The organism is Cellulomonas sp. ICMP 17802 (assembly GCF_041295535.1).
Classification (GTDB): Bacteria; Actinomycetota; Actinomycetes; order Actinomycetales; family Cellulomonadaceae; genus Cellulomonas.
This window is the reverse complement of sequence record NZ_JBGFQZ010000025.1, coordinates 19,115-33,426: the sequence shown is the minus strand read 5'-3', so window position 1 is coordinate 33,426 and position 14,312 is coordinate 19,115. Positions and strand designations below refer to the sequence as shown.

The 14,312-nt window shown below is 73.8% G+C and carries 12 protein-coding genes; 9 read left to right on the top strand and 3 right to left on the bottom strand.

Annotation, left to right across the window (positions count from 1 at the left end):
• Positions 1-72: 72 nt before the first annotated feature.
• From AB5970_RS15380 to AB5970_RS15365, 4 genes are read left to right on the top strand one after another with little or no spacing between them, the layout of a single operon-like run.
• Positions 73-882 (top strand): thymidylate synthase, encoded by an 810-nt coding sequence (locus AB5970_RS15380; RefSeq protein WP_370504819.1) that lies wholly within the window; start codon positions 73-75, stop codon positions 880-882.
• Positions 879-1,379, top strand: coding sequence for a dihydrofolate reductase (locus tag AB5970_RS15375; RefSeq protein ID WP_370504818.1), 501 nt, complete (start codon positions 879-881; stop codon positions 1,377-1,379). The genes AB5970_RS15380 and AB5970_RS15375 overlap by 4 nt, the downstream gene beginning before the upstream one ends.
• Before the next feature lie 50 nt (positions 1,380-1,429).
• Positions 1,430-2,356 (top strand): 4-hydroxy-tetrahydrodipicolinate synthase, encoded by a 927-nt coding sequence (gene dapA / locus AB5970_RS15370; RefSeq protein WP_370504817.1) that lies wholly within the window; start codon positions 1,430-1,432, stop codon positions 2,354-2,356.
• Between the two features lie 16 nt (positions 2,357-2,372).
• The gene (locus AB5970_RS15365; RefSeq protein WP_370504816.1) at positions 2,373-4,058 is read left to right on the top strand and encodes a ribonuclease J; all 1,686 of its coding nucleotides are present in this window, start codon (positions 2,373-2,375) and stop codon (positions 4,056-4,058) included.
• A gap of 52 nt (positions 4,059-4,110) precedes the next feature.
• Here AB5970_RS15365 and AB5970_RS15360 read toward each other — a convergent pair whose 3' ends face one another.
• Positions 4,111-5,049 carry a DMT family transporter gene (locus AB5970_RS15360; protein WP_370504815.1) on the bottom strand — a complete coding sequence of 313 codons (939 nt, stop codon included), beginning with the start codon at positions 5,047-5,049 and terminating at the stop codon, positions 4,111-4,113.
• Between the two features lie 66 nt (positions 5,050-5,115).
• Complete coding sequence (locus AB5970_RS15355) at positions 5,116-6,231, bottom strand: winged helix DNA-binding domain-containing protein (protein ID WP_370504814.1); 1,116 nt, start codon at positions 6,229-6,231, stop codon at positions 5,116-5,118.
• A 133-nt stretch (positions 6,232-6,364) separates the two neighbouring features.
• On the opposite strand from AB5970_RS15355, the gene AB5970_RS15350 reads away from it, so the two are divergent.
• On the top strand, positions 6,365-9,034 hold the full coding sequence (locus AB5970_RS15350) for an FtsK/SpoIIIE family DNA translocase (RefSeq protein WP_370504813.1): 2,670 nt from the start codon (positions 6,365-6,367) through the stop codon (positions 9,032-9,034).
• Positions 9,031-11,229: a putative bifunctional diguanylate cyclase/phosphodiesterase gene (locus AB5970_RS15345; protein ID WP_370504812.1), complete on the top strand. Its 2,199-nt coding sequence runs from the start codon at positions 9,031-9,033 to the stop codon at positions 11,227-11,229. The genes AB5970_RS15350 and AB5970_RS15345 overlap by 4 nt, the downstream gene beginning before the upstream one ends.
• On the opposite strand, the gene AB5970_RS15340 is transcribed toward AB5970_RS15345, so the two are convergent.
• On the bottom strand, positions 11,219-12,532 hold the full coding sequence (locus AB5970_RS15340; RefSeq protein WP_370504811.1) for a CapA family protein: 1,314 nt from the start codon (positions 12,530-12,532) through the stop codon (positions 11,219-11,221). The genes AB5970_RS15345 and AB5970_RS15340 overlap by 11 nt on opposite strands.
• Before the next feature lie 55 nt (positions 12,533-12,587).
• On the opposite strand from AB5970_RS15340, the gene pgsA reads away from it, so the two are divergent.
• The 3 genes from pgsA to AB5970_RS15325 all read left to right on the top strand — a co-directional run bounded on the left by pgsA (position 12,588) and on the right by AB5970_RS15325 (position 14,253).
• Complete coding sequence (pgsA, locus tag AB5970_RS15335) at positions 12,588-13,208, top strand: CDP-diacylglycerol--glycerol-3-phosphate 3-phosphatidyltransferase (RefSeq protein ID WP_370504810.1); 621 nt, start codon at positions 12,588-12,590, stop codon at positions 13,206-13,208.
• A gap of 1 nt (position 13,209) precedes the next feature.
• A complete protein-coding gene (locus AB5970_RS15330) occupies positions 13,210-13,683 on the top strand; it encodes a CinA family protein (protein ID WP_370504809.1) in 474 nt (157 codons plus the stop codon).
• A 228-nt stretch (positions 13,684-13,911) separates the two neighbouring features.
• On the top strand, positions 13,912-14,253 hold the full coding sequence (locus AB5970_RS15325; RefSeq protein ID WP_056021088.1) for a helix-turn-helix domain-containing protein: 342 nt from the start codon (positions 13,912-13,914) through the stop codon (positions 14,251-14,253).
• Positions 14,254-14,312 lie beyond the last annotated feature (59 nt).

Below are 14,312 nucleotides of genomic sequence, written 5' to 3'. Positions count from 1 at the left end.
GTCGCCCGGGACGCGCCGACGCACTGAGGACCTGCCCCCGGCACGTCGGTGCGGCGACCTACGATGACCACCATGACGGACGCACCGGTGCCCAGCCCCTACGAGGACCTCCTGCGGCTCGTCCTGGAGACCGGCACCCCGAAGGCGGACCGCACCGGCACCGGCACCCGCAGCGTGTTCGGGCACCAGATGCGCTTCGACCTGTCCGCCGGCTTCCCGCTGGTCACGACGAAGCGCGTCCACCTGCGCTCGATCGTCCACGAGCTGCTGTGGTTCCTGCGGGGCGAGTCCAACGTCGCCTACCTGCACGAGAACAACGTGACCATCTGGGACGAGTGGGCGGGTCCCGACGGCGAGCTGGGCCCCGTGTACGGCGTGCAGTGGCGCAGCTGGCCGACGCCCGACGGCGGGCACATCGACCAGATCAGCGAGCTGCTGGCCAACCTGCGGCGCGACCCCGACTCGCGTCGGCACATCGTCTCGGCGTGGAACGTGGCGGACATCCCGTCGATGGCGCTCGCGCCGTGCCACGCGTTCTTCCAGTTCTACGTGGCCGACGGCCGGCTGAGCTGCCAGCTGTACCAGCGCTCGGCGGACCTGTTCCTCGGCGTGCCGTTCAACATCGCGTCGTACGCGCTGCTCACGCACATGGTCGCCCAGCAGGTGGGGCTGGAGGTCGGCGACTTCGTGTGGACCGGCGGCGACTGCCACATCTACGACAACCACGTCGACCAGGTCCGCGAGCAGCTCAGCCGCACGCCGTACCCCGCGCCGCGGCTCGAGCTGCGCAAGGCCGCGTCGCTGTTCGACTACACGTTCGACGACGTGCAGGTGGTCGACTACCAGTACCACCCGGCCATCAAGGCCCCGGTAGCCGTGTGAGCCTGGCGCTCATCTGGGCCCAGACGCCCACGGGGATCATCGGGCGCGACGGCACGCTGCCCTGGCACGTCCCGGAGGACATGGCTCACTTCCGCGAGCTCACGCGTGGTCACCCCGTGCTCATGGGCCGCGCGACGTGGGAGTCGCTGCCCCCGCGGTTCCGGCCGCTGCCGGGCAGGGACAACATCGTGCTGACGCGCTCGCCCGAGCTCGTCGCGCCGGGTGCGCTCGTCGCGCACGGCATCGACGAGGCGTTGCGCCTGGCGGGCGACCGCGAGACCTGGGTCATCGGCGGGGGTGCGGTCTACGCCGCGCTGTTGCCGCGGGCCGATCGCGTCGAGGTCACCGTGGTCTCGCTCGACGTCGGCGGCGACACGCGTGCCCCCGCCCTCGACCGGGCGACCTGGCGGCGCAGCGCGGTCGACCCGGACCACGGCTGGCACGTGTCGTCGGCGGGCGGGACGCGGTACCGCTTCGAGACGTACCTGCGCGCCTGAGGCGCGGATCCGCAGGACGGGCGGTCTGCCCGGGGCGGTACCGTGGCCCCATGCCGCGCACCTCCTCGTCCGCACGCCCGTTCGGGACCGTGCTCACCGCGATGGTCACGCCGTTCACGGCGGACGGTGCCGTCGACCTCGCCGGCGCCGTGCAGCTCGCCCGGCACCTGGTGGACCAGGGCAACGACGGGCTGGTGCTCAACGGCACCACGGGGGAGGCGTCGACCACGCACGCGCCTGAGAAGGCCGAGCTCGTCCGGGCCGTCGTCGAGGCCGTGGGCGACCGTGCCTGGGTCGTCGCCGGCGCCGGGTCCAACGACACCGCGCACGCCGTGCGGATGGCGGAGCAGGCGGCCGAGGCCGGTGCGCACGGCCTGCTCGTGGTCAGCCCGTACTACTCGCGGCCCTCGCAGGAGGGCGTCCGGCGGCACGTCGAGTCCGTCGCCGACGCGACCGACCTGCCGGTCATGCTCTACGACGTCCCGGGCCGCACGGGCGTCCGGTTCGCGCCCTCGACCATCGAGGCGCTCGCGGACCACGGGCGCGTCGTCGCCATGAAGGACGCCAGCGGCGACCTCTACGGCGCCGCCAAGGCCATCGCCCGGACCGGGCTGGCCTGGTACTCGGGCGACGACAGCGCGTTCCTCACGCTGCTGGCCCACGGCGCCGTCGGCATCGTCAGCGTCTCAGGCCACGTCGCCGGCCGGCAGCTGGCCGAGATCGCCCGTGCGTTCGACGCCGGCAACCACGTCGAGGCCCTCCGCATCTTCCGATCGATCATCCCCGCGATCGATGCACTCAACGGCGCCGGCTTCCAGGCCGTCGCCGCGAAGGCCGCGCTCCAGGTGCTGGGCGTCCTGCCCGAGCGCTCGGTGCGCCTCCCGCTCGTCCCCGCGACCGACGACGAGCTCGCGCTGATCCGCGACGGCCTGCGGGCCGCCGGGCTGCTCGAGTCCGTCGTCGGCGATCGCATCTGATCCCACCAGGAGCCCCATGAGTCACCCGCACCCCGAGCTCACCCTGCCGCCGGCCCTGGCCGACGGCGCCCTGCGAGTCGTCGCACTGGGTGGTCTCGGAGAGGTCGGCCGCAACATGGCCGTCCTCGAGTACGCCGGCCGCCTGCTCGTCATCGACTGCGGCGTCCTGTTCCCCGAGGACCACCAGCCCGGCGTCGACCTGATCCTTCCCGACTTCGAGTACATCAAGGACCGCCTCGACGACATCGAGGCGATCGTCCTGACGCACGGCCACGAGGACCACATCGGCGCGGTGCCGTACCTGCTGCGCCTGCGCCGCAACATCCCGCTGGTCGGCTCCCGGCTGACGCTGGCCTTCATCGAGGCCAAGCTCAAGGAGCACCGCATCCAGCCGGTCACGCGCGAGGTCCGCGAGGGCCAGACCGAGACCTTCGGCGCCTTCGAGTGCGAGTTCATCGCGGTGAACCACTCGATCCCCGACGCGCTCGCCGTCGCGGTGCGCACCGGCGCCGGCACCGTCCTGCACACCGGCGACTTCAAGATGGACCAGCTGCCGCTCGACGGCCGCATCACCGACCTGCGGGCCTTCGCCCGGCTCGGCGAGCGCGGTGTCGACCTGTTCATGGTCGACTCGACCAACGCCGAGGTGCCCGGGTTCGTCGCGCAGGAGCGCGGCATCGGGCCGGTGCTGGACCAGGTGTTCGCCGACTCGACCAAGCGGATCATCGTCGCGTCGTTCGCCTCGCACGTGCACCGCGTGCAGCAGGTGCTCGACGCCGCGTACACGCACAACCGCCGCGTCGCGCTGGTGGGCCGCTCGATGGTCCGCAACATGGGCATCGCGTCCGACCTCGGCTACCTCAAGGTGCCCGAGGGCGTGCTCATCGACCTCAAGCAGGTCGACACGCTGCGCGACGACGAGATCGTGCTCATGTGCACCGGCTCGCAGGGCGAGCCGATGGCGGCCCTGTCCCGGATCGCGAACAACGACCACAAGGTGTCCGTCGGCCCCGGCGACACCGTGATCATGGCCTCGTCGCTGATCCCCGGGAACGAGAACGCGGTGTTCCGCGTGATCAACGGCCTCACGCGCCTCGGCGCGCGCGTGGTGCACTCCGGCAACGCCAAGGTGCACGTGTCCGGCCACGCGAGCGCCGGCGAGCTCCTCTACTGCTACAACATCCTCAAGCCGCGCAACGTCATGCCCGTGCACGGCGAGATCCGGCACCTCGTGGCCAACGCCGCGCTCGCGGTGCAGACCGGCGTGCCGGCCGACCGCGTGGTGCTGGCGGAGGACGGGATCGTCGTCGACCTCATCGACGGCCGCGCCCGCATCGTCGGCGCCGTCCCCTGCGGGTACGTCTACGTCGACGGCTCGAGCGTCGGGGAGATCACCGAGGTCGAGCTCAAGGACCGCCGGATCCTCGGCGACGAGGGCTTCATCTCGATCTTCGCGGTGGTCAGCTCGGCCGACGGCAAGGTGCTGGCCGGCCCGCAGATCCACGCGCGCGGGTTCGCCGAGCAGGACGCCGTGTTCGACGACATCCTGCCCGAGCTGACCGCGGCGCTCGAGGAGGCGGCGCGCAACGGCAACTCCGACGCCCACTCCCTGCAGCAGGTGATGCGGCGCGTGGTCGGTCGCTGGGTGTCCAACCGCCTGCGCCGCCGCCCGATGATCATCCCGGTGGTCGTCGAGGCCTGACCGCTCCGCCCGCACGGCCCCGTCCTGGTCCAGGGCGGGGCCGTGCGGCGTCTCAGGCCGGCGTCGCTCCCGTGACGCCGTCGGCCATGCGCGTGCCCTCGAGGTCGGCCGGCTCGTCCGGCGGGGGTGGTGCGGCGTCGCGCGGGCGGCGCGAGGCCGCCGCGGAGCCGAGCAGGATCAGCGCGGTCGCCGCGAGCACGGTGACCGTGATCGCCTCGTCGAGCACGAGGGCGCCGAGCGCGACCGCGACGACGGGGTTGAGGTACGCGACGAGGGTCGAGCGCGCCGCGCCCACCTCGACGATCAGGCGGAAGAACAGGACGAACGCGAGCGCGGTGCACAGGGCGCCCAGCCCGACGAGCGCGAGGACCGCGTCGAGCTGCGGCCACGGCTGCGGGCCGCCCAGCGCGACGAACGGCGCGTAGACGAGGGCCGTGATCGCGAGGCAGGTGGCCGTGAGCGGGATGGCCGGGACGTCCCGCAGCGCGCGGTCGGCGATGATCGGCGCGGACGCGTAGCCCAGGGCGGCGAGCAGCACCTGCGCGACCGCCCACGGGTCACCACCCGCGGCGCCAGGCCCGAGCAGCAGGGCCACGCCGCCGAGACCGACGAGCAGGCCGACCCAGCGCACCAGTGCGACGGGCCGCCGGTCGCCGACCAGCCGACCCAGCACGACCGCCGCGATGGGCACGGTGGCCACGAGCAGCCCGGTGGTCGAGCTGGACAGCGTGCGCTCGGCGTTGGACAGCAGGATCCACGGCAGCACGATCTCGAGCACCGCGAACCCGAGCACGGCCGGCCAGTGCCCCCGCAGCGTGCGCAGGCCGCCGCCGCGGATCGCGAACGGCAGCAGCAGGAGGGCGCCGACCGCCGTCCGGACGAAGACGACCGTGACCGGCGTGACCTCGGTGACCGCGATCTTGATCAGCAGGTACGGGATGCCCCAGATGACGCCGACGGCGAGGAGCAGCAACCAGCCCCGGCGGCTCATCGGGCCGCCCGCAGAAGACTCATGCACCCACCGTAGGGCCGACCACCGACATGCTCGGGAGTCGGCTCAGCGGGGAGTCAGACCCCGGAACTGCGCCAGGCGCTCGTGCTCGACCCTCACCGCGGCCCTGGTCGGCGCCGACCACGGCACCCACTCCTCGAGCTCGAGCCGCAGGGTGGTCCCCGACGCGCGCGGGCGCCAGGTGCCCACCAGCTCGCCGTCGGCCAGGACCGCGCCGGGCCGGCCGATGGTCGGCCAGAGCTCCTTGTGGTGGCTCGCGTCCGGCACCAGCAGCTCCCGGTCGCGGCCCTGGAGGAACAGGTCGTACGGCCCCAGCAGCCGCACGAGCGGGGCGCCCGGCGGGTCCTCGAGCGCGGCGAGGTCGGCGTCGAGCAGCCCGGCGCGGGTGCCGCCGACGTCGACCTCGACGGCGTCGGCGGGCCAGCGGGCCGTGACGTCCCGGACGGGGGAGTCCAGGAAGACGGCCACCTGCTTCGGCGTCAACGGCCCGAGCAGGTGCAGCACACCCCGCACCAGGTCGACAGCCCCGTCGTCGCCGACCGCGCGGTCGAGGTTCCCCACGTGCCCCGCCGGCCAGTGCGGGATGCGCCGGACCACCGGGGGAGAGGTGTCGGGCTCGAGCTCCAGCCCGGCGTGCAGCGCGGCGAGCCGGAACGGCATCTCGTACATGTGGGTCGCGCCGCACGGCCCGCACCACCGCAGGTAGGGCTCGGACATCTGTGCGGTCATCCGGGTGGAGAGCTCGCCCTTCGCCAGGGGCTGGGCCACGACGTCGTGCATCGTCCGCGAGACGGTCGCCAGGGCCTCGAGGGCGGGGATGTGAGCGGCGGCGAGGGGACGCGCCGCGTTGAGGATGCGCTTGGCCGCATCGGCCTCGGAGTAGGGGCGCAGCGCCTGCTCGACGAGCGGCAGGTCCGCGCGCCGGTAGGCGTGCGGGGCGCCCCGCACCGTCCAGGCGAGGGCGAGCTCGGGCGGCCAGTCGTGGGCGCGCACGGGCACGCCGCGCAGCGCGAGCGCCCACAGGGCACCGTCCGGCCCGGTGTCCTGCACTCCGAGGTCGAGGATCGCGGCGTCGTCAGGCCGCCGACGCGTGCTGGTCGGCCGGTCGAGCTGCTGGGCGTGCACGCGGTACCGCAGCACCTGCCCGCGGGTCACCGTCATCACTCCACCGTGGCACGGACCGCCCACAGCGGCGTCGCCCCGCGCGGTCCCGGCGTGCTGATCGGGTGATCACGCGGCCGACACGCGCCCGGGCGTGCCCGTCCGGCAGGCAGCCCCGGCTACTTTGAGGACCATGGCGACTCGTACGTCCACCCCTCGCGCCCGCTCCGGTGCGCCGGCGACGTCGCGCGCCTCCGGCAAGCCGTCCGGATCCTCCCGCCCGCAGGGGCGCAAGCCCGCCCCGCCGCCGCCCCGCCCGGCGCTGCCCGTGCGCATCGTCAAGGGCGTGTTCATGGGCACGGCCCACCTCGTCGGCGGCACCGCGCGCCGCGTGGGCAAGGGCGCCCGGGACCTGGACCCGTCGCACCGCCGGGACGGCCTGGCGTTCACGCTCCTCGGCCTGGCCATCGTCATCGCCGCCCGCGAGTGGTGGGACCTGTCCGGCACCGCCGGCACGGTCGTGCACAACGTCGTGGCCGGCACGTTCGGCAAGGTCGGCGTCGTCGTCCCGCTCGTCCTGCTCGGGCTCGCGGTCCGGCTCATGCGGCACCCCGAGCGCGTCGAGGCCAACGGGCGCATCGTGATCGGGCTCGGCGCGATCACGCTCGCGGTCTGCGGCCTCGTGCAGATCGCCGCCGGGCTGCCCGGCACCGACGACTTCGCCGCCCTGCGGCAGGCGGGCGGCATGGTCGGGTTCCTCGTCGGCACCCCGCTGGCCAGCCTGCTCACGCCCGGCGTGGCGGTCGCCCTGCTGATCCTGCTCGCCTTCTTCGGCGTCCTCGTCGTCACCGCGACGCCGGTGCACCAGGTGGTCCCGCGGCTGCGCGGGGTCTACGACAAGCTCACGGGCAACCACCGGGAGCCGGCCGAGGCTGCAGCCGAGGACGACGCGCCGCTCGTGATCAACGCCCTGCACACCGCGGTGCCCGAGATCGAGGCGCCGCCGGCCAAGCGGGGGCTGCTCGGCCGCCGGCGGCAGCGCGCCGAGCAGGTGGACGAGCCCGAGGACACCCGGCTGGACGGCTACGACGGCGACGAGGCGTTCGCCCGCGCGGCCATCATCGCGGCCGCCGAGGCCGAGGCCGAGGCGCAGCTGGCGCGCGACGCGGCGCCGGACACCGTGCCGACGACCGTCGTCGCGGCCAAGCCCCCGCTGGCCGCACCCGAGACCACGCCGGTCCCGCGCGGCGAGCAGCCGATGCTCGGCGGCGACGTGCTCTACACGCTGCCCGCCGAGGACGTGCTGGCCAAGGGTGCGCCGCACAAGGTGCGCTCGGCGGCCAACGACCGCGTGGTCGAGTCCCTGACCTCCGTGCTCGACGCCTTCGAGATCGACGCGCAGGTCACCGGGTTCACGCGCGGCCCGACGGTCACGCGGTACGAGGTCGAGCTGGGCCAGGCGGTCAAGGTCGAGCGGGTGACCGCGCTGAGCAAGAACATCGCCTACGCCGTGGCCAGCGCGGACGTCCGGATCCTGTCGCCCATCCCCGGCAAGTCGGCCATCGGCATCGAGATCCCCAACACCGACCGCGAGACGGTCTCGCTCGGCGACGTGCTGCGCTCGAGCGCGGCCAAGCGCACCGAGCACCCGATGGTGATCGGCGTCGGCAAGGACGTCGAGGGCGGGTACGTCACCGCCAACCTGGCCAAGATGCCCCACCTGCTGGTGGCGGGCGCCACGGGCGCGGGCAAGTCGAGCTTCGTGAACTCGATGATCGTCTCGATCCTCATGCGCGCGACGCCCGACGAGGTGCGCATGGTGCTGGTCGACCCGAAGCGCGTCGAGCTGACGATCTACGAGGGCATCCCGCACCTGATCACGCCGATCATCACGAACCCCAAGAAGGCCGCCGAGGCGCTCGAGTGGGTGGTGCGCGAGATGGAGGCGCGCTACGACGACCTGGCGAACTTCGGGTTCAAGCACATCGACGACTTCAACACCGCGGTGCGGGCGGGCAAGGTCAAGCCGCTGCCCGGCTCGGAGCGCAAGATCGCGACGTACCCGTACCTGCTGGTGGTGGTCGACGAGCTGGCCGACCTCATGATGGTCGCCCCGCGCGACGTCGAGGCGTCCATCCAGCGGATCACGCAGCTCGCCCGCGCGGCCGGCATCCACCTGGTGCTCGCCACGCAGCGGCCCAGCGTCGACGTGGTCACCGGCCTGATCAAGGCCAACGTGCCGTCCCGCCTCGCCTTCGCCACCAGCAGCCTCACCGACTCGCGCGTCGTGCTCGACCAGCCGGGGGCCGAGAAGCTGATCGGCCAGGGCGACGCGCTGTTCCTGCCGATGGGCGCGGCCAAGCCCATGCGCACGCAGGGCGCCTGGGTCTCGGAGTCGGAGATCCACGCGGTCGTCGAGCACGTGAAGAAGCAGCTCAAGCCCGTGTACCGGCAGGACGTCGCCGTCGCCGCGGTCAAGAAGCAGGTGGACGAGGACATCGGCGACGACCTCGACCTGCTGCTGCAGGCCGCGGAGCTGGTGGTGACCACGCAGTTCGGCTCGACGTCGATGCTGCAGCGCAAGCTGCGGGTCGGGTTCGCCAAGGCCGGACGGCTCATGGACCTGCTCGAGTCGCGCGAGATCGTCGGCCCCTCCGAGGGCTCCAAGGCGCGCGAGGTGCTGGTCCAGCCCGACGACCTGCCCGGCACGCTGGCCATGCTGCGCGGGGCGCCGGGCACAGAGGAGGACGACCGGTACGCCGTGGTCGACGGAGCGCTGCCGGGCGAGCCGCCCGTTTCGACCGACTACTTCGACGGCGCGGAGGAGGACGACGCCGGGCGCTGGTCCGGCGGGGGTCGGTGACCGCCGCGACCTCCGGCCCCCTCGGGGTCGTCAGCACGGTCATCGCGATCGTCGCGATCGTGGCGCTCGTCGCCGTGCTCCTCCTGCTCGGCCGGCAGCGCGCGCAGGTCCGCCGCGCCAACGAGCTGCTGGAGCTCTCGCGCGAGCTGCGGCACCGGTACGACGCCCTGCAGTCGGTGACCAAGGAGGGCGTGCTCGTCCAGTCGCTGTCGGGCCGGGTGCTCGACATCTCCGAGCGGGCGGCGGCGATCCTCGGGGTCGACGCCGCCTCGTCGGTGGGCCGCTCCGTGGGCGACCTGCCCGTCGTGCTGGTCAACGAGATGGGCCTGGCCATGAACCCGGCGGCGGTCCTGGGACACCGCTCCGGCGTGGCGCGCGCCGGCTGGACGGTGGACTCCGAGCTGGTGGGGGTCGCGCTGCCCGGCACGGACACCACGCAGGCGCGCATGGTGCAGGTGGCGAGCCAGCTGGTGCCCGCGGGCGACGGCGACGCGGCCGCGGTGCTGACGACCCTGGTCGACGTGACCGGCCGCCGCGAGGTCGAGGCCGCGCTGACCCGCAGCGAGATGCAGTTCCGGGTCGCGATGGAGAACGCGCCGATCGGTATGGCCCTGGTGGACCTCGAGTGGCGGATCGTCGAGGCCAACGCGGCGTTCGCGGAGCTGCTGGGCACCAGCGTCGGCGCCCTGCGCGGGTACCGCATGGAGGACCTCAGCACGCCCGAGGGTCGCCCCGCCGAGCGGCTCGAGGTCGACCGCCTGCTCGGGGGCGGGCAGCACAGGTTCTCGCTCGAGAAGCGCTACCAGCGCGCCGACGGGCACCAGGTGTGGGTCGCCCTCGACGCCGCGCTGGTGCGCACGCCGACGGGGGCGCCCGACCACTTCGTCGTGCAGGTCCGGGACTCCACCGAGTCGCGGCTGCAGGCCGAGATGCTCACGCACCGCGCCATGCACGACCCGCTGACCGGGCTGGCCAACCGGACGCTGCTGCAGGAGGTCCTGCAGTCGGTGCTCGAGCAGCCGGGCATCGTCGACCGGGTGGCCGTGCTCGCCTGCGACCTCGACGGCTTCAAGGAGATCAACGACCGGTACGGGCACGCGGCCGGCGACGAGGTGCTCGTGCACGTGGCGGGCGTCCTGCGGGCGGCCACCGCGCGCCGCGGCACGGTCGCGCGGCTGGGCGGCGACGAGTTCGTCGTGGTCGTGCAGGACCTCGACGGCCCTCGGGCGGTGTTCGAGGTGGCCGCCGCGATCCACACGGGGCTGCTGGAGCCGGTGCGGGTCGGCCGGCGCCGGCTCACGGTCGCCGCGAGCATCGGGATCGCCCTGGCGGACCCCGAGACGATCGAGGGCGGCGCCCCGGGCCTGCTCGCGGCCGCCGACGCCGCGCTGTACCGGGCGAAGGGCTCGGGCCGCAGCCGCACGGAGGTCTACGAGGCCTCGATGACCATGGGCTCGGCCTCCGACCTGCACCGCGAGCTCTCCGCGGCGATCGCCCAGGACCAGCTCGTCGTGCACTACCAGCCGATCGTGGACCTGTCCGACTCCCGGGTGGTGGGCTACGAGGCGCTGGTGCGCTGGGAGCACCCCACGCGCGGGCTGCTGCTCCCGGCCTCGTTCCTCTCGCTGATCCAGGAGGCGGGCATGTCCGTCGCGCTCGGGCAGCTGGTGGCCACGCGCGTGGTGGAGTTCGTCGCGTCGATCCACGACCGGACGCGCTGGGTGTCGGTGAACGTCTCGGCCGACCAGCTGGGCGACGGGGAGTTCGCGACGACGCTGCTGGGCGAGATCTCGCGGCACCGCCTGACCGCGGGCCGGATCGTCGTGGAGCTCACGGAGTCCTCGCTCGTCGCCTCCGGCACCCGGATCCGGCACGAGCTCACGCAGCTGTCCGCCGCGGGCGTGCCCATCCTGCTCGACGACTTCGGCACGGGGGTGTCGCCGCTGTCCTACCTGCGCGACCTGCCGGTGGCCGGTGTGAAGCTCGACATGTCGTTCACGTCCGGCATCCCCGAGGACCCGACCGCCGGCAAGGTGGCCCGGGCGCTCGGGGCGCTGGCCCGCGAGCTGGCCATGGTCACCATCGCCGAGGGCATCGAGCACGAGGAGCAGGCCGAGTACCTGCACCGCAACGGCTGGCGCTACGGGCAGGGGTGGCTGTACGGCAGCGCCCAGCCGGGCGACATCAGCCGCTGACGCGGGGCACGACGACGGGCTCCGGCCCGGTCGGCCGGGTCGGCGTGGTGCGCTGCGGGGCCTGGTCGCCCGCCGCGGCCTCCACCCGCGCCGTCCGGTCGGCCACCTGCGCGGCGCTGAGAGTGCCGGTGCCGCCCACGATGTCGGCGAGCGCGTGCACCTGGTGCCCACCCAGCCGGTCGACCGTGATCGGCGTCCACTCGACGCCGGTGACGCGCACGGGTCCGGCGGGGCGCCCCTCGGCCGGGAACGCTCCCACGCTCTCGACGTGAGCCGTCAGCATCAACCCGGAGTCCGTGTTCGGCACGCAGCAGTCGGAGTCCTGGTTGGAGACGTAGTTGCCCAGGCCGTAGGCCACCCACATGCCCTCGCCGCGCGGCCCACCGCTGAGGTGCACGACGGGCTGCGGGACGTGCGCGTGGTGGCCGATGAGCAGGTCGATCACGCCGGAGTCGGCCAGCTGCTGGTCGATCGCGACCTGCTCGGCGGTGGGCTCGGTGCGGTACTCGACGCAGCAGTGCAGGCTGGCCACGACCAGGTCGGCGCCGGCGGCGCGCGCGGCCGTGGCCTGCGCCACCAGCGCCGGGACGTCGATGAGGTTGACCGACCACGGCCGGGCGTCGTCCACCGGCATGCCGTTGGTGCCGTACGCGGCCGCGATGTGCGCCACGGTGATCGTCCGGCCCGCGCGCTCGAGCCGGTACAGCTGCGGCTGGGACTGCTCGACCGCGGTGCGCGCGGTGCCGACGTGCCCGAGCCCCGCGGCGTCGAGTGCGTCGAGCGTCGCCGTGATGCCCGCGAAGCCCCGGTCGACCGAGTGGTTCGACGCCGTCGAGCAGCCGTCCCAGCCCTGGGCCGCGAGCGACGACGCGATCTGCGCCGGCGAGCCGAACAGCGGGTACCCGCTCGGCGGCGTGCCGGCGGGCGCGACCGGGACCTCGAGATGGCAGAGGGCCAGGTCGGCGCCCTGGACCCACCGGTCCATCGGCGCGAGCACGGGCGCGAAGTCGTAGCCGCCGTCCGCGGCGCGGGCGTCGGACAGGACCGGCAGGTGAGGCAGGACGTCGCCGGTCGCGACGATGGAGAACTCGACGTCCGGGTCCGCCGTCGGGGTGGGTGCGGGGGTGGGCGTCGGGGTGTCGACGGCGTCGGGAAGCGCCGGTGCCGTGCCCTCCGCCAGGACCCGGTGCTCCCAGGGGCGCAGGGCGGCGGTGGCGCCGCCCACGCTCACCACGACGAGCGCCAGGATCGCGAGGCCGAGGGCGACGGGCGCGCGTCGGCCGGCGCGGGCGTGGCGGGTCACACGCGGACGATAGTGGATGCGCGGGCCACCGCTCGCACCCCTCTAGGCTGTCCGGGTGTCCGACGCCGTTCCCGCTGCGCCTTCTGCGCCTTCTGCGCCGTCCGCCTGGAACCTGGCGAACGCGCTCACGGTGCTGCGCATCGCGATGGTGCCGTTCTTCGCCTGGGCCCTCCTGGCCGACGGAGGGCACAGCACCACGGGCCGCCTGGTCGCGACCGGGCTGTTCGTGCTGGCGGCGGCGACGGACCGGCTCGACGGCTGGCTCGCCCGGCGCTCGGGTCAGGTGACTGACCTCGGCAAGCTGCTCGACCCCATCGCGGACAAGGTGCTCATCGGTACCGCGCTCGTGCTGCTGTCGTGGCTGGGCGACCTGTCGTGGTGGATCACGGTGGTCATCCTGGTGCGCGAGCTCGGCATCACCGCGATGCGGTTCTTCCTGCTGCGGTACGTGGTGCTGCCCGCGTCGCGCGGCGGCAAGCTGAAGACGGTCCTGCAGTCCGTCGCCATCGGCCTGTACCTGCTGCCGCTCGACCAGCTGCCGACGTTCGTCTCGGTGGTCGCGGCGATCGTGATGGCCGCCGCGGTCGTGGTGACGGTGGTGACCGGCCTGGACTACGCCCGCACGGGGCTCCGGATCAGCCGGACCGCGAGCCGCCCGCCCGCCTCCGGGCTGTGACGTGCCGGACGCCGAGCAGCTCCTCGCGGCCGTCGGCGCCCGCGGCTGGACCCTGGCCGTCGCCGAGTCCCTGACCGGGGGGCTCGTGTGCTCGACGCTGGTCGAGGTGCCGGGCGCCTCCAGCGTCCTGCGGGGCGCCGTCGTCGCGTACGCCACCGACCTCAAGGCGGCGCTGCTCGACGTCGACCATGCGCTGCTGGAGGCCCGCGGCGCGGTGGACCCCGACGTCGCCGGCGCCATGGCCCGCGGAGTCCGGGCGCGCCTCGGGGCCGACGTGGGGCTCGCGACGACGGGGGTGGCGGGGCCCGACCCGCAGGACGGGTACCCGCCCGGCACCGTCCACGTCGCCGTGTCGACGCCCGACGGGACGCAGGTCCGGTCGCTGCGGCTGGCCGGAGACCGGGCGGCCGTCCGCGCCCGGACCGCGGCCGCCGTGCTCGCGCTGGGGGTGGAATTCCTCGGCCGACCGGGGTGAATCTCGCGCGCTGCGGGAGGCATCGGGGCGGACAGCGGGAACACTTGTCGCCGACGGACCGTTACTACGACCGTGATGAGCACTCGACCTCCGGCACGACGCCTGCCTTCGCGTGTCGGCGGTGCAAGGTACGGTGGAATCCTTCAGGGATCCGCAGGGGTTCCGGGTCCGCAGAGGACTCCGGTTCCCGGGGCGGATGTGGCACGTGACGCGAGAGGGGGAGCCCGGATGGTTGTACTCCGTCGAGAGATCGGCGATGTGCTGCGGGACGCGCGACAGCGCCAGGGGCGCACCCTGCGTGAGGTGTCGTCGGCAGCCCGCGTCTCGCTCGGGTACCTGAGCGAGGTGGAGCGGGGTCAGAAGGAAGCGTCGTCGGAGCTGCTGAACAGCATCTGCGAGGCGCTCGACGTCCCGATGTCGCTCGTGCTGCGCGAGGTCAGTGATCGTGTCGCCGTCGCCGAGGGTCTGCTGATCCCCGACACGGTGCCCGCGGACCTCGCGGCGTCGGTGGCCGGTGCCGCCGACTCCGGCTGGGCGCGGTCGCGGTCGGAGCTCGCCGCCATCGGCTGATCGGAGGCCTCGGCCATCACCGAGTGATCGGGCGCTCCGCCCGATCGGTGGGTTGCTCG